Genomic DNA, 20340 nt, shown 5'->3' with positions numbered 1-20340 from the left:
GGCCGCCTAGACCCCCATGTACTAACAGGGGGTCGTAAATGACACCTATCTACCTGATTTCCGGGTAGAAACGTTGATACGACACAGAACTTACCGACTGGACAACTCAAGCTGATGTCTAGTGGCAACAAGATTAGGAGGCAAACAATTTGGGTTACTGGAGTGATTCAGTACGGAGGCGTCGTAAAGAATTGAACCTGACACAGGTGCAGCTATGTCACCGGCTTGGTATCACACAACGCCACCTTAGTCGCATCGAAAATGGCGAAGCGTGTAGTAGCGGCTTACAGATGCACATTGATAAGACTCTCAATAATTGGTCAGATGAGCCGGAACTGCAACTGCTGATTGACTATGTACGGATTCGGTTTCCAACACAGGATATAGACAAAATCGTCGATGACCTTTTACGTTTGCAAACGGATTGTATTCTGTCTGAAGATCGCGCGGCGTTTGGTTATCAGTTCACCCGCTCACTAGGACAGATTAAAATCTACGGCTCTGATCCGGGCCACAAGGAATTAGGCACGCTGCTAGAACTACGTGGGCAAGGTTGTCGCCAGATGGAAAGTATTCTGCTAGGGCGTGGCGAAACTTGGTATGACTTTCTTTACCAGTGCCTGGACATGAAAGGCGTGATGAAACGACTGGATTTAGCCGTTAACGATATGGTCAATATGTTGGATATTCCAAACCTGATTCAAAAAAATTCAGGCCAACGAGTGTATCCACGTCATGCGTGAGTACCAAGGCACGGTATCCGGCCGCATCTATCATGAAGACGATGAAGAATTTGATGATGAGACTGGTACGACATTATACATTGGTTCAACCAAAAGCGAACTTTACTTTTGCCTCTACGAGAAAGGCGCCGAGCAGCACAAGAAAGGCTTAACCACCAACATCTACAACCGTTTTGAAATTCGTTTGAAGAACACTCGGGCGGAAAAGGCTGTTGATGATTTACTTTGTTATCGCGATGAGGAACGCACGATATTTGGCATCATTAAACGCTATCTACGCTTTGTTGATGCTCAAAAAGGCAAGCTACGACTGGATTGGCCGCTCAACAAGAATTGGCAACGCTTTGTCGGTCATGATCGCCAGCCGCTGCGCTTGACCACTGCCCCAGAACCGCTCGATCTCAACCGCACGCGGGCGTGGATCGATAAGCAAGTTGCACTGACGGAGCGAGTGCTCCACGAGATTGACGCGTACTGGGGTAACCAAAAAAACGATGCAATCGATTCGCGGGGCAATCTTGACAGACAAGCATCGACAAATCATTGAGCAGTACACAGTTGGCGCAGATCAACTTGAAAATGGTTTGTTTGAAGAAATGACACCCGAAAGTGAGCAATCAAAAAAAAGGATGACCACGCCGACCAAAGCAAGTAGTCACCCTTCACAGATAAGATATGGGTCCTATCTGTGCTGATTATCTCACACAGATGCTAGACACAACAAGTGAGGTAATGAATGAAAATCAAATACAGTCCAGTATCGGACAGTGATGCTGAATGGGGCAATAAGGAAGCCATTTTGAGCCGATACGACGGCTTAAACAAATACACGCTCAATCGTTGGCTATGTGAGATGCGTGACAACAAGCTGTGGCGTGATGGCGTCTTGAACCCAACGCACAAGCTCGTCTTCATCAATTTCGAGGTATTCGACGACTTTTTGTACTGGAAGACACATGGCTATTCAAAATTGCGCAGAAAATAAAGGGTTTGGATGTTAAAATAGAATCTGCTAATAGAGATTCAGTTTTGCCCTTTTCCTTACCCGGAAAGGATAAAACATGTATTTTGAAGAAAGAAAACGCAAGAACGGTAAGTCAACTTATTACGCGGTCGATCGCTATGTTGATCCATTGACTGGCAAAGCAAAACGGGAAGTCGTCAAGTTCACTACGAACACGGCGCGCGCCCGCAAGCAGGCCGAACGCGACTTAGCTGCAAAGATTGAGGAGCTGATTGCAGAGAAACAAGGTACTTTCAACGGCGCCGCGATGGTGACATTCGGTGACTTGAAAGCAAAATGGTTGGAAACTTGGCAGACTACGGTCAAGCGCCAACCGTCACGCGTGAGAAAATGGTGTTGAAACGTATTGAAGAGCTGATGGCAGATGACGTGCTTCTTGAAGTGATTACACCACTGCTAATTCAGAACCTGTTGAACGACTACAAGAAGAAGTATCATTCAACCCATTCGACGATGCAACATATCAAATGCTCGCTAAATAAGATCTTCGACTACGGCGTTCTGCACAACGCAATTCCGTTCTCACCAACGCGTGTAATCAAACTCTCTGCCAGTTCAAAGGAGAAGCGCGAAAAACGACTGCGCCACGAAGCGAAGTTTCTTGACGAGCACGAGGTCCACGCCTTATTGGCAGAGTTACGCAAGCGGCGGCATCAGACATACTACGATTTGGCGCTGTTCATGATTGGGACGGGTTGTCGTATCGGTGAGGCTGCTGCATTGACGGAAGCGGATATTGATTTCGAGAATCGGCTGGTGACGATCGACAAGTCCTTGCAATATTACGACCTGCGCGTTGATGAGTATTACGAAGACACCACTAAGACCGAGGCCGGTGAACGTGTCGAAGAATTGCCGGAATTTGCCATTGATGCCGTAAAGCGTGTCATTGCGCGTAACAAGGCATTCGACGAACACATGGCTGACTTTCCCGCGGACGCCTTTCATGCTTCTAAGTCGCTGTTTAGGACAGAGTATGGCTCACCAATCACCTCGCACAGCTTCCGTGAGATTCTGACGCGAATCAATAAGTCGCTAACGAAGCATTGCCAAGAATGGTATGGTTTTGAATGGACGAAGAACGCGATTCCTCACGGCTTCCGCCACATTCACATTTCGGTGCTTCGCGATGACCCGTCGATTTCACTCAAAGAAGTGCAAAAGCGGGTCGGGCATGTTCGGGCCGAAACCACGGATGGCTACACCCACACCCTTGATGAAAATCAGGATAAATCGGTCGAAGCCATCACGCGGTTCATTGAAAAAAATCGGGTGAAGTTGAACGGTAGCGTTTGGTAATTTCGCCACGCTGCCCACGTTTTGCCCACGTTTATGAAAAAAATGACAACCCAAGGGCCTCAAGCCCTTGGTACTAAAGGAGTTACAAACAATGGCACAAATTAACTGGTTCCCCGGCCACATGCAAAAGGCCCGGCGGGAAGTAGCCGAGCGTATTAAACAGGTAGATATTGTTTTTGAGGTGGTGGACGCACGCGTGCCGGAAAGTTCACGTAACCCCATGCTGCTGTCCATGCTGAACCAAAAGCCGCGGATTGCAATCCTCAACAAGGCGGACCTCGCTGATCCTAACCGTACCAAACAGTGGTTAGCAGCATACGAGCAGGCTGACCAACCGGCTTTGGCAATCGATGCGCAGCACGCCAACCGCCTCCAGCAGTTGGCCCAGATGGCGACCACCCAGCTCGCGGACAAAATTGCCCGCAAGAAGCGCGGGGGATTAAAACCCCCCATATTCGCGCCATGTGTATTGGCATTCCGAACGTTGGTAAGTCGACGATTCTGAACCGGCTAGTCCACAAAAACATTGCTGTTACCGGGAACCGCCCCGGCGTCACCAAGAACCAGCAGTGGCTTAAGGCCGGCGATAACTTGGACTTACTGGACACACCCGGCATCCTGTGGCCGAAGTTTGAGGACCAGGAAGTGGGGATGCGCTTGGCTCTGAGCGGTGCGATTGCGGACACGGTGTTTAACGCCGATGACGTTGCGCTCTGGGGACTGACGTACTTCATGCAGGAGTATCCGGCCCGGTTACGGAAGGCGTACGGATTAAATGATGCCGATATGACTTTAGCCCCGCACGACCTGATGGCCTACCTGACCAGTAAGCTAGGCTTTGGTGAGGAGTATGACCGTATGGCTACACGCCTGATTAACGACGTGCGCAAAGGTGAGCTGGGACGCTACACGCTCGAGGTGCCGACCGCGGAGGCTGAACATGCCGACACTGAGTGAGTACCGCACGTTACTGGCGCAACCACCCGTTGCCGCGGACGTATTGGCCGCGTTGACCGCTGATCCGCGCAAAGGGGCGCAGCAGTTGCTCCAGCGCTATCAGCGTGAGCAGGCACGCGCTGCCGCTGCCCGGGCGGATTTTGAGCAACGTCTGGAGTTTGAACAATCCTTGTGGCCGCAGTATCCGCACATCGCGGGAATTGATGAAGTTGGCCGTGGACCGCTAGCTGGCCCAGTTGTGACTGCCGCCGTGATTATCGACGGTAGTTTTGACGTGCCCGTCAATGACAGCAAGCAGCTGACTGCGCATCGTCGCGAGGAGCTGTACGCGCAAATTCTGACTCAGGCCGTGGCTGTCAGTTTGGGGGTCAAGGACGCACCTACCATTGACCGTGAAAATATTTATCACGCCACCGAACTGGGGATGGCCGACGCCGTTAACGGGTTACGCGTCCGGCCGGATTACTTGCTGGTAGACGCCATGACGGTGCCGGTGAACATCCCCCAGACGAAGTTGATTAAGGGGGACGCGCGCAGCATCAGCATTGGTGCGGCCAGCATCGTGGCCAAAGTCGCCCGTGATCACCTGATGGAGATGTATGACCGCATCTATCCCGGGTACGACTTGGATGACAACATGGGCTACGGCACGGCCAAACATCTTGCAGGTTTGCAAAACCTCGGTGTTACGCCAATTCACCGGCGTTCGTTTAGTCCGGTACGGGCCGCACTCAGATAATTAAATTTTGGACCCAAATAATGTGTACGACTAACATTTAAATAGTAGAAAAACGACGCGACTTTGCGAAATCTCCTGACAGACCCGTTTGCGGAGGTACAAAGATGGAATTGCGTGAATTTATACTGTTAACACACTTGGCGACTGGGGCCAGCCCCACGGTTGCGCACAACGTCATGGTCGCAATTGCGGACGGCGCACCGGCCGTTGACCAGACGTTAGTTGATGCGGCGCCGGCCCGGTCACGTGCGCGGCTACTGCGGTGGTTGAACGAGCCAATGCACCGGGCGCAATGGCAGGCGCTGTGTGCACACACCCAGTACATGACCATTGTTGATAGCGACTATCCGGAGCGGCTGCGCATGATTGAGCAGCCGCCTTTAGTCTTGTTTTACGCCGGCCACCCAGAGTTATTGCACATGAGTAGTGTGGGTATCGTGGGGGCGCGTTCGGGTGGTGAGTATTCCGAACAGGCTCTCGCGCAGCTACTACCAGCGTTATCACCGAATGTGGCTATTATCAGTGGCCTGGCCAAAGGTGCGGACGGTATTGCGCATCGTGCGGCGCTGACCACGGGGCTGCCACCGGTGGGGGTGATTGCGACCGGCATTGACCGGTTTTATCCAGCCCAGAATCGTCATTTGCAGTCCGCGGTTGCCCAGCACGGCCTACTGCTATCCGAGTATCCGCCTGGAACTAGCTCCATGCCGTACCGGTTTATTGCGCGTAACCGTATTATTGCGGGGCTGAGTCACGTATTATTGGTTACAGAGGCCCGGCACAAAAGTGTAGTCTAATCACCGCAACCATGGCGGCTGAAAACGGGCGGACCGTGTGTGTGCTCCCTAATCGGATTGACGCACCACTCGGAGTGGGACCCAATGAACTGATTCAACAGGGTGCAACTTTGGTCCGTCAGGCGGCCGATATTTCGACAGAATTACGCTATTTTGATTAAAAAGTTTGACAGGGCCCCACGTGATGGCCTAATATGGGCCTTGATTTTGTGTATCGCGCGTGGCGGTGCACCGTACTATTGAAAGGAGGACGTTTATGTCCGCCAAGAATCTCGTCATCGTGGAATCACCCGCGAAGGCCAAGACAATTGAAAAGTACCTGGGACGCAATTACAAAGTGATTGCGAGCCTCGGTCATGTGCGTGATTTGCCCAAGAGTCAGATGGGGGTCGATATCGACAATGATTACGCACCCAAATATATTTCCATTCGGGGTAAGGGCGACGTCATCAAGGGGTTGAAACGGGAGGCCAAGAAGGTCGACCACGTGTACCTCGCAGCTGACCCGGACCGTGAAGGGGAAGCCATTGCGTGGCACGTTAGCTACCTGCTCGGACTCGACCCAAAGGACAAGAATCGCGTGGTGTTCAACGAAATCACCAAAGATGCGGTTAAGAACTCCTTCAAAGAGCCCCGGAGTATTGACGAAAAGCTCGTCGAAGCTCAGCAGGCCCGGCGTATTTTGGACCGACTGGTGGGTTACTCCATCAGCCGCTCCTGTGGAAAAAGGTCAAGAAGGGTCTGTCAGCCGGACGCGTACAGTCCGTCGCGTTGAAGCTCATCATTGACCGCGAAAAAGAAATTAATGATTTCAAGCCCGAAGAATACTGGACCATCGACGCGGAGTTTAAGAAGGGGCGGGGCAAAGCCTTTCCCGCATCCTTCTACGGTCTGGACGGAAAGAAAACGAAGTTGCCAGACAACGACGCTGTTCAGGACGTGTTGGGCCGGGTAGATAAAGCCCAACCGTTCGACGTCACTAGTGTTGTCAAGAAGGAACGCAAGCGGTTCCCCGCACCACCGTTTACCACCAGTTCCCTGCAGCAGGAAGCTAACCGTAAGCTCAACTTCCGTACACGGAAGACCATGATGCTGGCTCAGCAGCTGTACGAAGGTATTAATTTAGGTGGCAAAGAGGGTACGGTCGGGTTAATCACCTACATGCGTACCGACAGTACCCGTGTTTCCAGCGTGGCGAAGGCCGAGACCAGCAAATTTATCCACGAAGAGTATGGCGAACCGTACGCGGCCACCAAGATTCGTCAGGGTAAGTTGCAGGAAGGCGCCCAGGACGCCCACGAAGCCATCCGGCCGAGTTCCACCTACCGGACGCCTAAGAGTCTGGAAAAGGTGCTGACCAAGGACCAGATGCGCCTTTACCAACTGATTTGGTCGCGCTTTGTGGCCAGCGAAATGACCCCTGCCGTTGTGGATACGGTGTCCGTCAAGCTCCACCAAAACGGTGCGGAGTTCCGTGCCAATGGTAGCCACACGAAGTTCAAAGGTTTCACAACTTTGTACGTGTCTTCCCGTGATGCGGACCAGAAGGACCGGGAGTTACCCGAACTGGCTGAGGGCGACAGCGTCACGTTGACTAAAACCGACCCGGCGCAGCACTTTACGCAGCCACCAGCACGGTATTCTGAAGCCAACCTCGTTAAGGCGCTGGAAGAAAACGGTGTGGGCCGACCGTCAACCTACGCCCCAACGATTGAAACCATCCAGAAGCGGTACTACGTGAAGCTGAGCGCCCGCCGCTTTGAACCAACGGAACTCGGCGAAATCGTTAACTCGCTAATCGTGGAATTTTTCCCCGACGTGGTGGACATTAAGTTCACGGCCAACGTCGAAGGCGAGTTGGATGCCATCGAAACGGGTGAGGAAAACTGGGTTAAGGTTATCGACCAGTTCTACAAGCCATTCGCCAAGGAAGTGGATCACGCCGAAGAGGGCATCGAAAAGATTCAGCTCAAGGATGAGCCGGCAGGGTTTAACTGTGACATCTGTGGCGCGCCCATGGTGATCAAAATGGGCCGTTACGGTAAGTTCTACGCCTGTTCCCGCTTCCCTGATTGTCGCAACACTAAGGCCATCGTCAAGGAAATTGGCGTGATTTGTCCTAAGTGTGGTATCGGTCAGGTGGTTGAACGCAAGAGCAAGCGTAACCGGACGTTCTTTGGTTGTTCCCGGTACCCTGACTGCGACTTTGTCTCGTGGGATAAGCCAGTCGGGCGTAATTGCCCGAAGGATGGCCACTTCCTCGTGGAGAAGCGTAGCCGCGGCGGTGTGCAGGTCGTCTGCCCGAACGGCGATTACGAAGAAGCAATTCAAAAATAAGCAACGCATATGAGAGTGGACCACGATGCGGTTAGCTCCCGAGCACTAACGTAATAAGGCTGATATTCCTGTACTTAGGAATATCAGCCTTATTGGTTTAGGTCCAGGGAGCTGCATTGTGGTCCACGTTTGTAGGGCGGGTTGCTCACCATAACCCCAATCGGTCAGAAGCCTGGCGGGCGTCGATGTGCATCGTTTTTACGAAGCCGCCAATTATGACTGGTCGCCTTTGTTGTCCGGCATGAATTTCCGCTTTGTCAGTATTTACGTAAGCGCATTCGCACTAACTGTGATAGGATAATTGGGACGGAGGTGAGCCGATGGAGCCACTAGACGAATTTATCAACTACCTGAAGGTTGAGCGCCACTATTCGCCCGCCACCCAGCGGGCCTACCACGATGACGTGGCTGCGTTCCGCCAGTTTTGTGAGGAGAGCGGCGGCTTTGATGGGTACGACAAAGTCGATACCGTGACCGTGGCGGCCTTTATGACTGACATGAACGACCACCATTACAGCCGCGCAACTACCGCGCGTAAGCTCAGCAGCCTGCGGAGTTTTTACCGCTACATGATGCGGGTGGGGCGCGCTGACCATGACCCCTTTGCCATGGTTGAGACCAAAAAGGGTCACCGCCGCCTTCCCCAGTTTTTCTACGAGCCCGAAATTGAGCAGCTATTTAAGGCGGTTAGTGGGTCTGAACCCGCCGACATTCGCGACCGCGCACTACTCGAAGTGTTGTACGATACGGGGATGCGGGTGAGCGAAGTGGCTAACCTGACAGTGGAGCAGGTGGACATTAAGATGCACGCCATCCTCGTTCACGGTAAGGGCAACAAGGACCGCTACGTCCTCTTTGGCGACCAGGCCGCTGCGGCGCTCCAGCAGTACGTTGATACTGTACGGGCAGATTTGATGGCGGTGAGTGGACTGTGGACTAACCGCATGTTTTTGAACCAACACGGCAATCCCATTACCGCTCGCGGCATTGAGTACATTCTGGACCGCGTGGTGGAGCGTACCAGCCTGACTACGAAGATTCATCCCCACATGCTGCGGCACAGCTTTGCGACGCATATGCTTAATCACGGCGCTGATTTACGGACCGTACAGGAACTGTTAGGCCACAGTAGTCTATCGACCACGCAGATCTATACGCACGTCACGACGGCGCACCTGGTGGCGGACTACCAGAAGTATTTTCCTGAGCATAAGTAGCAGAATCATACTTTAGTACGATGTTATGACAGAGTGTCACAGTTATGATGTACACACCATCACCGAATTGATGGTCAACAACGGATATTAAGGAGCAAATTAATGACAACAATTGCAGCAGTACGACGTAACGGGCACACGGCGATTGCCGGGGACGGCCAGGTCACCGGTGGCGAGAAGGTCATCATGAAGGGGACCGCGGAGAAAATCCGCCCAATCTATGGTGGCAAAGTCGTGGTTGGTTTTGCTGGTGGTGTCGCTGATGCGGTCACCCTGCAGGATTGGTTTGAAAAGAAACTGGAACTGTTCCAGGGTAACTTACAGCGCTCAGCCGTGGCTTTGGCCCAGGACTGGCGTAAGGACCCCACGATGCAGAAGCTGGAGGCCATGCTGATTGCGATGGACGGTAAGGAGCTGTTGCTGATCTCCGGTAACGGTGAGGTGATTGCCCCCGATGAGGACGTCCTTGCCATCGGTAGCGGCGGCAACTTTGCCCAGCCGCGGCCGTAGCCCTACTCCGTCACACGGAGATGGACGCGGGTGCGATTGCCAAAGAGGCGGTGGGCATCGCCAGCAGCATCGATATTTTCACCAACTCAAACATTAAGGTTAGCGAACTATAGGAGGCGCCCATGAGTGATTTAACACCGAAACAAATTGTCGCCCAGTTGGACCAGTACGTGATTGGTCAGGATGAAGCGAAGCGGGCCGTGGCGGTGGCCCTGTATAACCGGGAACGCCGCATGAAGTTGAGCCCGAAGATGCAGCAGGATATTACGCCGAAGAACCTCTTGATGATCGGACCGACTGGGGTTGGGAAGACCGAGATTGCCCGGCGCCTGGCCAAAGTGTGGATGCGCCCCTCGTGAAGGTTGAGGCCACTAAGTTTACAGAGGTCGGCTACGTGGGTCGTGATGTGGAATCCATGGTGCGGGACCTCGTTGATGTTGCCGTCCAGATGGAAGAAACCGCGCAGTACGCCCAGGTGCGTGGTCGTGCTGAAGAGGCGGCCAACAAGCGACTGGTCAAACTATTGGTACCGGGCATCAAGAAGGAAAAACGTCAGAACAACATGGCGGACCTGATGTCCATGCTCAACAGCATTCAGAATAACGAAACGTCGAATAACGATGAGGACGATGGCGAAGTGACCGACCAGATTCGCGACGAGCGCCTCTCGGTAGCGGAGCAGTTGGACAAAGGCCTGCTGGAAGACCGTGAATTGACCGTGGCCGTGGCTGATGAAAAGAAGGCCAATGGTGGTATGAACGATATGTACGGCCAGATGGGCATTGATCTGGGCCAGGCACTGGGTAGCATGATGCCCAAGCAGAAGGTGGAACGCACCATGTCCGTCCGCGAGGCCCGCGAAGCCTTTATTCGCGAGGAATCCTCCAAGCTGGTGAACCACGCCGATATTTACGCAGCGGCTATCCGGCGGGCGGAGAACTCAGGCATCATCTTCATTGATGAAATTGACAAAATTGCCAAGGGCACTAAGAATGGTAGCGGTGAGGTATCCCGCGAAGGTGTCCAGCGCGATATTCTGCCGATTGTCGAAGGGTCCCAGGTCAACACCAAGTACGGATGATCAGTACTGACCACATCCTGTTCATCGGTTCTGGTGCCTTTGCGGAAGCCAAGCCGAGCGACCTGATTGCCGAACTGCAAGGCCGGTTCCCAATCCGCGTGGAATTGTCCGACCTGACTGAGACCGACTTTGTCCGGATTTTGACCGAACCCGATAACGCGCTGACCAAGCAGTACATGGCGCTCATCGGTGCCGACGGGGTTAAGGTCACCTTTACCCAGGAAGCCGTCCAGACAGTGGCGCACATTGCGGCTACGGTGAACACCACCCAGGAAAATATCGGTGCGCGGCGGTTGGCGACCATCTTGGAAAAGCTGCTGGAGGACATCCTGTACGAGGGTCCGGACATGCAGATGGGTGCCATTACCATCACCGAACAATACGTCCAGGATAAGGTGGGCGACATTGCGGCTGATGACGATATGAGCAAGTACATTTTGTAAAACACTTTGGTAGGGGGAAATTTTTGATGGTTACGATTGCAAACGAACACTTACAGGCGGAAATTAACTTACACGGCGCGGAGTTGTCCAGTCTTAAGGGCGACGACGGCACGGAGTACATGTGGCAGGCTGACCCGCAGGTATGGGCACGTCACGCACCAGTATTATTCCCGATTGTTGGGGCGCTCAAGGATGATGAGTATCATTATCAGGGCCAGACGTACCACATGACCCGCCACGGCTTTGCTCGCGATATGGACTTCGAGGTGCTCCGTCAAGAAGACAACGCCGTTGAGTTAGTGCTAACCGACACCGCCGAGTCACGGGCGAAGTTTCCCTTTGCCTTTCGGCTGGTGCTGAGTTACCGGCTGGCCGGTAACAGCCTGGAAGTGGGCTACAGCGTGAACAATCCTAGCCACGACGATGAACTCTATTTCAGTATTGGTGCCCACCCGGCGTTTAGCCTGCCGTTAGACGCAGAGTCGGCTTACGATGAATACACGCTGACGTTTGACCCAGCAGAAACCCGTACCCACATCCCCCTGGACGGAAAGTATGCTGATTACGCCCAACGTGACGAGCAGGAGGTTGGTCAGCAAGCGTTGTCCCACGAGCTCTTTAAGGACGATGCGTTGATTTACGAGTTGAATGGTGAAGAAACGACGATGAGCCTGAAGTCGAGCAAAGGTGGTCACGGGGTGGCCCTGACGGTCAGTGACGCGCCATACGTCGGCATTTGGTCCAACTACCCAGTTCCTGGCAACTTCTGCTGCATTGAACCGTGGTGGGGCATTGCGGACGCGCCAGACGCTTCGGGCGAGCTGACGGAGAAGCGCGGCATCAACCGCTTGGCTCCAGGTGGCACCTTTGTCCAGGGATACACGATTAAGACATTCTAGTCATAGGCGCACAAAAGCCGCGGTTCAACGCCGCGGCTTTTGCTTGGAGTAATGTGTATGTGCGGGCAGCACTTACTGGTGTCGCTGTCGGTACCAGTAGTACAGGCCAAACGGAACCAGGTTTTCCTTACCGGCCCGAATGCGGGCAAAGTTGGCCCGGTGCCGGATAAAGAAGACCACCGTCAGCACCCCCGCAATGGTGGTGAGCAACGGATCATGGTAGCCAAACCAGCTAATGAACGTCACGATGGTAATGGCGGACGTACTGGCGATGCTGACCATCGACGTCAACAGAATGAATGAAACGAAGAGGGCGGAGGCAATCAGGAAGAAGCCGGGGTTATATGCTAACAAAATTCCCGCACTGGTTGCGACCGCTTTGCCACCTTTGAAGCCGATAAAGATGCTGGCGGTATGACCCACCACGGCGGCAACACCACACACCAGAATGAGCCAGTGCTGGTGGTAACCAAACATGACGGGTAAGCTCGCCCCGAGCGTTCCCTTGAGGATATCCATGGCCAGGACGATGGTGCCGGCTACAGGGCCGAGCACCCGGTAGACGTTGGTCGTCCCAATGTTATGGCTGCCGGCGGTACGGACGTCCTTATGGTATAGTGCTTGACCGATCCACACGCCCGAGGGGATCGAACCCAATAAGTATGAGAGAATAAACGCTAATACAAGTAGCATATCGCCACTCCTTTCAAGCTAACATTTTAGCATGTTTGCATAGTGAGCGCACCGCGCCGGGTGTAACGGATAGAATTTATTTTGACAGTCTTGGGGCACCCGGGTAGAATTAATTGGTCAATACGAACATACTTTCGCTACCGAAATATTTGGAGTGGGTTGCCTTAGTGGTGTAAAGTAACATTATTGTGTAAAAGGAAAGGTTGTCGATTTATGGCGAAACCAGTAGATGCTTATAACGATTCGTCGATTCAAGTTCTCGAGGGCCTTGAAGCCGTGCGCAAGCGTCCCGGGATGTACATCGGTTCGACCGATGCCCGTGGGCTGCACCACCTGGTCTACGAAATTGTAGATAACGCGGTGGATGAAGCGCTGGCCGGTTATGGAGACATTATTGCCGTCACCATTCACCCAGATAACAGTATTACCGTTGTGGACCACGGACGGGGGATGCCTACGGGTACGCACGCCAGTGGCCGACCAACAATTGAGGTTATCCTCACCGTGCTGCACGCAGGTGGTAAGTTCTCCCAGGACAGTTACAAGACTAGTGGGGGTCTGCATGGTGTCGGTTCTTCCGTCGTGAACGCCCTCAGTGAGTCGCTCACGGTGCGCGTGGTGCGTGACAAACGCGCCTACACCGAGACGTTTATTAACGGCGGGCACCCAGACGGTAACGGTTTGCAAAAACTGGGTAAGGTGAACGAACCTAACGGGACCACCATCACGTTCAAACCCGACCCGACCATTTTTCAGACTACTACCTACAGCTTTGATACCCTAGCTGAACGCCTGCGTGAGTCGGCCTTCCTGCTGAAGGACATCAAGATTACGTTGACTGATGAGCGTCCTGATGAACCCCGGGTGGAGGAATACCACTATCCGGAGGGGCTGAAGAGCTTCGTGGAGTACCTCAACGAAGGTAAGGACACGATGTCACAGGTCATGCACTTTGAGGGTGACAAAGAAGGCATCGTGGTCGACTTTGCCGGACAGTACAACGACGGATACTCCGAAAACATTCTGTCGTTCGTTAACAACGTGCGGACACCGGATGGTGGGACGCACGAAGCGGGGATGCGTGCGGGGATGACCCGCGCCTTCAACGACTTTGCCCGTAAGGTGGGGCTGCTGAAGAAGCGAGATAAGAACCTGGAGGGTAGCGACGTCCGTGAAGGGCTCGCCGGCGTCCTGGCGATCCGCGTGCCGGAGGAACTCCTCCAGTTTGAAGGCCAGACCAAGGCCAAACTGGGGAGCCCGGAAGCCCGCCCTGTAGTTGAAAACGTGGTGGCCGAGCAGCTCAGTTACTGGCTCATGGAGGCGGGGATGCCGCCCAGGAGCTGGTCAAGAAGCTGTCCGGGCGCGTGAGGCACGTAACGCTGCCCGCAAGGCCCGGGATGAGTCCCGTAACGGCAAGAAACGCAAAAAGGATCAGGGCCTCCTATCGGGGAAGCTTACGCCGGCACAGAGTAAGAATGCCGCCAAGAATGAGCTGTTCCTGGTCGAGGGTGATTCTGCCGGTGGGTCGGCCAAGCAGGGTCGTGACCGGCGTTTCCAGGCGATTTTGCCGCTCCGTGGTAAGGTGCTCAACACCCAGAAGCGCGCCTGGACGATATCGTGAAGAATGCCGAAATTAACACGATCATTTACACGGTCGGTGCCGGTGTCGGGAGCGACTTTGAGGTCGACAGTTCCAACTACGACAAGGTTATTATCATGACCGATGCCGATGATGACGGCGCGCACATCCAGATTTTGCTACTGACGTTCTTCTACCGCTACATGCGGCCGCTGATCGAAGCCGGCAAGGTGTACATTGCGCTACCGCCGTTGTACCGGTTGTCCAAAGGTGTGCGTGATAAAACACGCATCCAGTACGCGTGGACCGACGAGGAGCTGGAGTCCGAGGCTAAGAAAATGGGCAAGGGCTACAGTCTGACCCGGTTCAAAGGTCTGGGGGAAATGAACGCCGACCAGTTGTGGGAGACGACCATGAACCCAGAAACGCGGACACTGATTCGGGTACGCATCGATGATGCAGCTCTGGCTGAGCGTCGGGTGACTACGCTCATGGGTGACCGGGTTGAGCCCCGCGTGAGTGGATTGAGCACAACGTGAAGTTCACGTTGGACGATGAGGGTTCCATCCTGGAGTCCGATACTGACCACGCCGATATGCAGTTTGGGAAGCAGACCATCAAGAAGCAACTCAATAAGCGGAAAGGAAAGTAGTGAGTTATGGCCAATAACGTTCAAGAATTAACGCTTGAAGACATTATGGGTGACCGCTATGGCCGGTACTCCAAATCCATTATTCAGGAGCGGGCGCTGCCCGACGTGCGCGACGGGTTAAAGCCCGTGCAACGCCGGATCCTCTTTGCCATGAATAAGGATGGCAACACCTATGATCACGGGTTCCGGAAGTCGGCTAAGTCCGTCGGGAACGTCATGGGTAATTTCCACCCTCATGGTGATAGCTCAATCTACGAGGCCATGGTTCGCTTGTCACAGGACTGGAAGTTACGTGTACCCCTCGTGGAGATGCACGGTAATAACGGTTCGATGGATGGTGATCCGCCGGCCGCAATGCGGTACACGGAAGCCCGCCTATCTAAGATTTCGGGCGAACTGCTGAAGGATATCGATAAGGACACCGTGGATATGGTGTTGAACTTTGATGATACCGAGCAGGAACCCACCGTTTTACCGGCTGCCTTTCCTAACTTGCTGGTGAACGGCTCGACCGGTATTTCAGCTGGTTACGCAACCGAAATACCGCCGCACAACCTCCGCGAAGTTATCGATGCGTTGCTCATCCTGATGCAAAATCAGACGCAACGCTGGACGATCTAATGACCAAGGTCAAGGGTCCCGATTTTCCTACCGGTGGCATTGTGCAGGGTCTGGCCGGCATTCGCCAGGCGTACGAAACGGGCCGGGGCAAAATTGTGGTGCGGTCCAAGACTCACATTGAGGAGATGCGAGGTCACCGCCAGCAGATCGTCGTGACGGAGCTCCCGTACGAAGTCAACAAAGCTGAGTTGGTTAAGCGAATTGACGAGCTGCGCGTGAACAAGAAGGTTGACGGCATTGCTGAAGTCCGGGATGAAAGCGACCGTTTCGGACTGTCTGTGGTCATTGAACTAAAGAAGGACGCCAATGCTGAAGGTATCCAGACGTACCTCTTCAAGAACACCGATTTGCAGGTGTCCTACAACTTCAACATGGTGGTCATCGCCGACCTCCAGCCGCGACAACTGGGGCTAAAGCCCTTGCTGGCAGCGTATCTGGAACACCGTCGCGACGTGGTAGTCCGGCGCGCCCAGTACGATTTAGCTAAGGCCCAGGCGCGGGCGCACATCGTCGAGGGGTTAATCAAGGCCCTGTCCATCCTGGATCAGGTTATTAAGACCATCCGCGGTAGTAAGGACAAAGCTGACGCCAAGAACAACCTGGTGAAGGAGTACGATTTCACCGTGGCGCAAGCGGAGGCCATTGTGTCCCTGCAGCTGTACCGTTTAACCAACACGGACGTGACTGCCCTTGAGGCGGAAGCGGCCGAGCTGGCCAAAACAATTGCTCGGCAACAGGACATCATTAATAAACCGGCGGTCCGCGACAAGGTAATTACCGACGAATTGCAGGCCATTGGCAAGACTTACGGTTCCGACCGGCTGACGGAAATTGAGGCCCAGGTGGAGACACTTGAGGTGGATACGACCGTGTTGGTTGCGGATGAGCAAGTGATGGTGCAGGTATCACGTGATGGCTACGTTAAGCGGAGTAGCTTGCGTAGTTTTCAGGCGGTTAGTCCGGAGGTTAACGGCTTGAAGGACGAGGACGCACCCGTTTATGCGGCGCAGCTGTCCACCCTGACGCACCTGTACATTTTCACTACCAAGGGCAACATGATTTACCGCCAGGTACACGAACTGGCCGACACCAAGTGGAAGGACTCGGGTGAGCACCTGAGCCAGACTGTGGGCTTGGCGGCGGATGAGCAAGTACTGGCGGTGTACGCCTTTGATAAGCTGGACGGCGACGGTGCGTTCACCATCGGGACCAGCGACGGGTACATTAAGCAAACGTTACTGGCGGAATTACAGCCAACCCGGACGTATAAGAGCAAACCCATTGTGGCCATTAAACTCAAAGAGGCGGCGGCCACCGTTACGGACGTGTACTTTAACGCCGCCGGTGCGCAGGAGCTGTACGTCTTTGTTGCCACCAAGATTGGCTATGGGTTAACCTTTGCACTGGACGAAGTTCCGGTTAGCGGCGCGCGGGCGGCGGGTGTGAAGCTTATTAATCTCAAACCCGATGATGCCGTTGCTAACTTTGCCGTGCTCGATAACCCTGATGGGGCGACGGTGGGCATTCTCACACAACGTGGGGCGTTCAAACGGATGCGCGTCAGCGAAGTACCAGTAACCAGTCGTGCCAAGCGGGGACTGCAAATTTTGCGCGAACTGAAGAAGGAACCGCACCGCATCGTGGCAATGGTCTTGTTGGCGAGTGGGATGACTCTGGACGTGACGACAGACCAGGGGACGCAAACTAACATCAAACCGATGGACCACCCGCTGAGTGACCGTTATAGTAACGGATCATTCATTATCGATACGGATATGGTCGGTACGCCAGTCGCAGTGGTACCACACTTGGATGCAACTACCGGTGATGATGACACCGCGGAGTAGCGCTAATAATGATGAGAATTTGTTGTGGGCGAAACCACGACCGTGATTGACAAAACGAACCGTCGACAAATTGGTGTCGGCGGTTTTTATTTGCACATAGGCATTGCGAACGCTTTCTATTTGGTGCAGGTATAACGGGCGTGGCAAAAAAAATTATAAGAAAATAATCAGAAACTATTGTTTTTGGCGGCCCGATAACTTATTCTAACTATTAGAGCATAAATTAGAGCCAAGTAGGATGCACAGAGGGCGGTTGGAAACGCGTTTTGCTGCCACTGGTCGTCGGTGAAAGCTCAACTAAACTAGAGGAGATTGCTTATGGCTACAAATCACGATTCGTTGTTCTCAGCCAAGACTTTGGCATATTTCATGCAGTTAGCAGATTCGATGAACTACACGCAGGCAGCCCAATTACTGGGAATTACCCAGCCAGCGTTGACCCAGCAGATTAAGAAGCTGGAACAATCGGTGGGTGCACCATTGTTTTTCTCCGTTGGTAAAAAAAATTGCACCTTTCAGACGCTGGGGCCACGATGTTGACGGCTGCCCAGGAAATCTATGAGGTCATGAACAACGCGACGGACGAAATCCAACGGACTACTAGTGCCAACTCCGGGGAAATCTCAATTGGGTTCTTGTCATCAATTGAGGATGCCGTGTTTACCGACTTCATTGCGCAGTATTATGAAAAGCACCCAGATATCACCGTTACTTTCCGCCTGATGACCCGGCGTGAAATTTGGGAGAGTCTCGAGAACAACCGGATTGATTTGGCCGTGATGTACCTGCCAGATGATTCGATTAAGAACTGGAAGCCGTACGAATCCCGGAAAATTTTCGATGAAGAATTACTCTACCTACACCATGGTGCCAAGCTGGAGGGTAAGAAGCGCATCAGCTTTGAGCAAACTGCCAATTATCCGTGGGTTTCATACCCGTCCGACTATTTCTTGTCCCACCTGTTAGGCGAGACGTACAAGAACCAGTTAGTCACCATGCCCGATCCGGTGGCACGCTTCACGACGCCATACCAGTTGGCTAAGTTCTCGAACATGACGCACGTGAACACGGCGTTGCCATCTAGCTTTTACGGTGCCCACAAGGACGATATTGAAGCGGAAGCATCTCAGTTTAAGCCTGGTATTCACTTTGAACTCAGCTTCGTTTACCGACGCGGGAAGGACCAGATTCCACGAATTGCCGGATTCCTGGACCAGTTCAAAGAATATTTGGATGAGAAGGATTACTTCGCTCGTATCAGTGCAACGCGTGGTAGACTATAAAAGGTAGCACACGCCATTGATTAAACACAAAGGAGCAACGCTTTCATGACAACTTTGATTTTCGGGCACCAAAGTCCTGATACAGACGCCATTACTTGTGCCATTACCTTCGCCGAGTACCAGCGTCAGAACGGCAACACTGACGTTGAAGCCGTAGCACTGGGGACGCCTAGTGCAGAAACACAGTTCGCACTGGACTACTTTAAGCAGGCAGCACCACGCGTAATTAAGACCGCCGCTAACGAGACGGATACGGTGATGCTGGTTGACCACAACGAAGCCCAGCAGTCCGTGCCGGACCGTGACCAGGTCACAATTGAGTACGTGGTGGATCACCACCGAGTAGCCAACTTTGAGACGGCCGCACCGCTGAACATGCGTCTAGAAACTTTAGGTAGTTGCAACTCGGTTATCTACCACATGTACAAAGAAGCCGGTTTTGAAATCAGCCACAGATTGCTGGGTTGATGGCTTCTGGCTTGATTTCTGACACGTTGTTGCTGAAGAGCCCCACGACCACCGATGAAGACCGGCGCATCTTTGCAGAACTGCAGAAGATTGCTGGTGTTGACCTGGAGGAATACGGGCTGCAGATGCTGAAGGCTGGGACCAACCTCAGCGCTCGTACTGACCAGGATCTCATTGATGGTGACGCCAAGAGCTTTGATATGAACGGCACCCACGTGCGTATCGACCAGGTTAACACCGTGGACCTGTCAGAAGTTTACGACCGTCAGGCGGGGATTGAGGACGCAATGAAGGCTGAAGCTGACAAAGAGGGTTACGACCTGTTCTTGGTTATTGCGACGGACATCCTGAACAGTGACTCGGTTGGCTTTGCTGTAGGTGACCACAGTAAGGTTGAAGCTGCGTTTGGCAAGCAGTTTGATGACCAGGGGCGGATTGCACTTCCGGGTGTGGTTTCCCGTAAGAAGCAAGTTGTACCACCATTGACGGCTGCATACAACGGCTAAAACGATTAAGTTTGCAAAGTAGCGTTCTCTTTGTGGGGCGCTATTTTTTTTGCGGATAGATATTAGCGTGGGCAACCAACGCGTGGGTTATAGGTAACTTATTTAACCCACCCTTGCTTTTGGTATAGGGTGGGGTAGGTGGGGTGTTCACTGCCCGTGGAGGCAAAGGTTGGTTGTTACCCTGTAATTTTATAGTGACCTATCTGTTTACAATACAATTTGGTCTTTGCTGGTGATCATAGAAGTCATTAAGCCAACGAAAAGCTAACGAACGAATAACGCCGCCATTGCGGGAACCATGTTGATTAGTTTGTCAGTCATCAGGTTTTAAACTTAGCGAATTAAACTGAAAAAAAACGCGAATTACACCCAGCAGAAGGATGTTGGCAGACTAAAGACTTATGATGTCAGCCATGTGCCTGTTGAATCGCGTTATGTATTTATTGCGAAATCGCGATTTTGTTGGTCATAATCACGTTACGGCGGTAATTGGTATATAGCGTCAGTGACCGAGACCCGCTCATGCAAGCCGATATGTGCAGGTGTTTTAATAATGAATTTGTAGCTCGAACCAAACGTGAATTAGTAGTGACGTGTATCGCTGAATTTCGAGTCTGAGAGGACGATTTTGGGGTGATTTCGACG

The 20340-nt window shown here is 53.1% G+C and carries 9 protein-coding genes and 9 pseudogenes; 17 read left to right on the top strand and 1 reads right to left on the bottom strand.

The annotated features are described in order from the left end of the window. The first annotated feature begins 149 nt into the window (after window positions 1-149). From JCM12539_RS14135 to JCM12539_RS07800, 13 genes and pseudogenes are all read left to right on the top strand, one after another. Entirely contained in the window at window positions 150-743 is a 594-nt protein-coding gene (locus JCM12539_RS14135; protein ID WP_225350303.1) for a helix-turn-helix domain-containing protein, read from the top strand. Next, window positions 736-1290: a replication initiation factor domain-containing protein gene (locus tag JCM12539_RS14130; protein WP_263849772.1), complete on the top strand. Its 555-nt coding sequence runs from the start codon at window positions 736-738 to the stop codon at window positions 1288-1290. The genes JCM12539_RS14135 and JCM12539_RS14130 overlap by 8 nt, the downstream gene beginning before the upstream one ends. A 189-nt stretch (window positions 1291-1479) precedes the next feature. Next, window positions 1480-1728, top strand: coding sequence for a hypothetical protein (locus tag JCM12539_RS07845; RefSeq protein WP_054650508.1), 249 nt, complete (start codon window positions 1480-1482; stop codon window positions 1726-1728). Between the two features lie 76 nt (window positions 1729-1804). After that, window positions 1805-2107 (top strand): hypothetical protein, encoded by a 303-nt coding sequence (locus JCM12539_RS14125; RefSeq protein ID WP_225350302.1) that lies wholly within the window; start codon window positions 1805-1807, stop codon window positions 2105-2107. After that, window positions 2104-3066, top strand: a complete 963-nt coding sequence (locus tag JCM12539_RS07840; RefSeq protein WP_225350301.1) for a tyrosine-type recombinase/integrase — start codon at window positions 2104-2106, stop codon at window positions 3064-3066. The genes JCM12539_RS14125 and JCM12539_RS07840 overlap by 4 nt, the downstream gene beginning before the upstream one ends. Before the next feature lie 91 nt (window positions 3067-3157). Then, a pseudogene (gene ylqF / locus JCM12539_RS07835) lies at window positions 3158-4023 on the top strand (ribosome biogenesis GTPase YlqF). Further along, window positions 4007-4762 carry a ribonuclease HII gene (rnhB, locus tag JCM12539_RS07830; RefSeq protein WP_054650506.1) on the top strand — a complete coding sequence of 252 codons (756 nt, stop codon included), beginning with the start codon at window positions 4007-4009 and terminating at the stop codon, window positions 4760-4762. The pseudogene ylqF and the gene rnhB overlap by 17 nt, the downstream one beginning before the upstream one ends. Before the next feature lie 104 nt (window positions 4763-4866). Beyond that, a pseudogene (dprA, locus tag JCM12539_RS07825) lies at window positions 4867-5720 on the top strand (DNA-processing protein DprA). 95 nt (window positions 5721-5815) lie between these two features. After that, window positions 5816-7896 (top strand): annotated as a pseudogene (topA, locus tag JCM12539_RS07820) (type I DNA topoisomerase). A 320-nt stretch (window positions 7897-8216) separates the two neighbouring features. Beyond that, the gene (gene xerC, locus JCM12539_RS07815; protein ID WP_054650504.1) at window positions 8217-9113 is read left to right on the top strand and encodes a tyrosine recombinase XerC; all 897 of its coding nucleotides are present in this window, start codon (window positions 8217-8219) and stop codon (window positions 9111-9113) included. A gap of 102 nt (window positions 9114-9215) precedes the next feature. Next, window positions 9216-9736, top strand: a pseudogene (gene hslV / locus JCM12539_RS07810) (ATP-dependent protease subunit HslV). 9 nt (window positions 9737-9745) lie between these two features. Then, window positions 9746-11147 (top strand): annotated as a pseudogene (gene hslU, locus JCM12539_RS07805) (ATP-dependent protease ATPase subunit HslU). A gap of 26 nt (window positions 11148-11173) precedes the next feature. Then, window positions 11174-12046, top strand: coding sequence for an aldose 1-epimerase family protein (locus JCM12539_RS07800; RefSeq protein ID WP_054650502.1), 873 nt, complete (start codon window positions 11174-11176; stop codon window positions 12044-12046). 72 nt (window positions 12047-12118) lie between these two features. On the opposite strand, the gene plsY is transcribed toward JCM12539_RS07800, so the two are convergent. Then, complete coding sequence (gene plsY / locus JCM12539_RS07795) at window positions 12119-12739, bottom strand: glycerol-3-phosphate 1-O-acyltransferase PlsY (RefSeq protein WP_054650500.1); 621 nt, start codon at window positions 12737-12739, stop codon at window positions 12119-12121. 213 nt (window positions 12740-12952) lie between these two features. On the opposite strand from plsY, the pseudogene parE reads away from it, so the two are divergent. The 4 pseudogenes from parE to JCM12539_RS07775 all read left to right on the top strand — a co-directional run bounded on the left by parE (window position 12953) and on the right by JCM12539_RS07775 (window position 19695). Further along, window positions 12953-14970: pseudogene (gene parE / locus JCM12539_RS07790) on the top strand (DNA topoisomerase IV subunit B). 6 nt (window positions 14971-14976) lie between these two features. Beyond that, window positions 14977-17438: pseudogene (gene parC / locus JCM12539_RS07785) on the top strand (DNA topoisomerase IV subunit A). A 318-nt stretch (window positions 17439-17756) separates the two neighbouring features. Beyond that, window positions 17757-18721: pseudogene (locus tag JCM12539_RS07780) on the top strand (LysR family transcriptional regulator). Between the two features lie 45 nt (window positions 18722-18766). Continuing rightward, window positions 18767-19695 (top strand): annotated as a pseudogene (locus JCM12539_RS07775) (manganese-dependent inorganic pyrophosphatase). Window positions 19696-20340 lie beyond the last annotated feature (645 nt).

This window comes from Lacticaseibacillus pantheris DSM 15945 = JCM 12539 = NBRC 106106 (assembly GCF_001311175.1).
Taxonomy (GTDB): Bacteria; Bacillota; Bacilli; order Lactobacillales; family Lactobacillaceae; genus Lacticaseibacillus; species Lacticaseibacillus pantheris.
The sequence above is the reverse complement of the archived record's forward strand: the minus strand, read 5'-3'. Positions and strand labels throughout refer to the sequence as shown.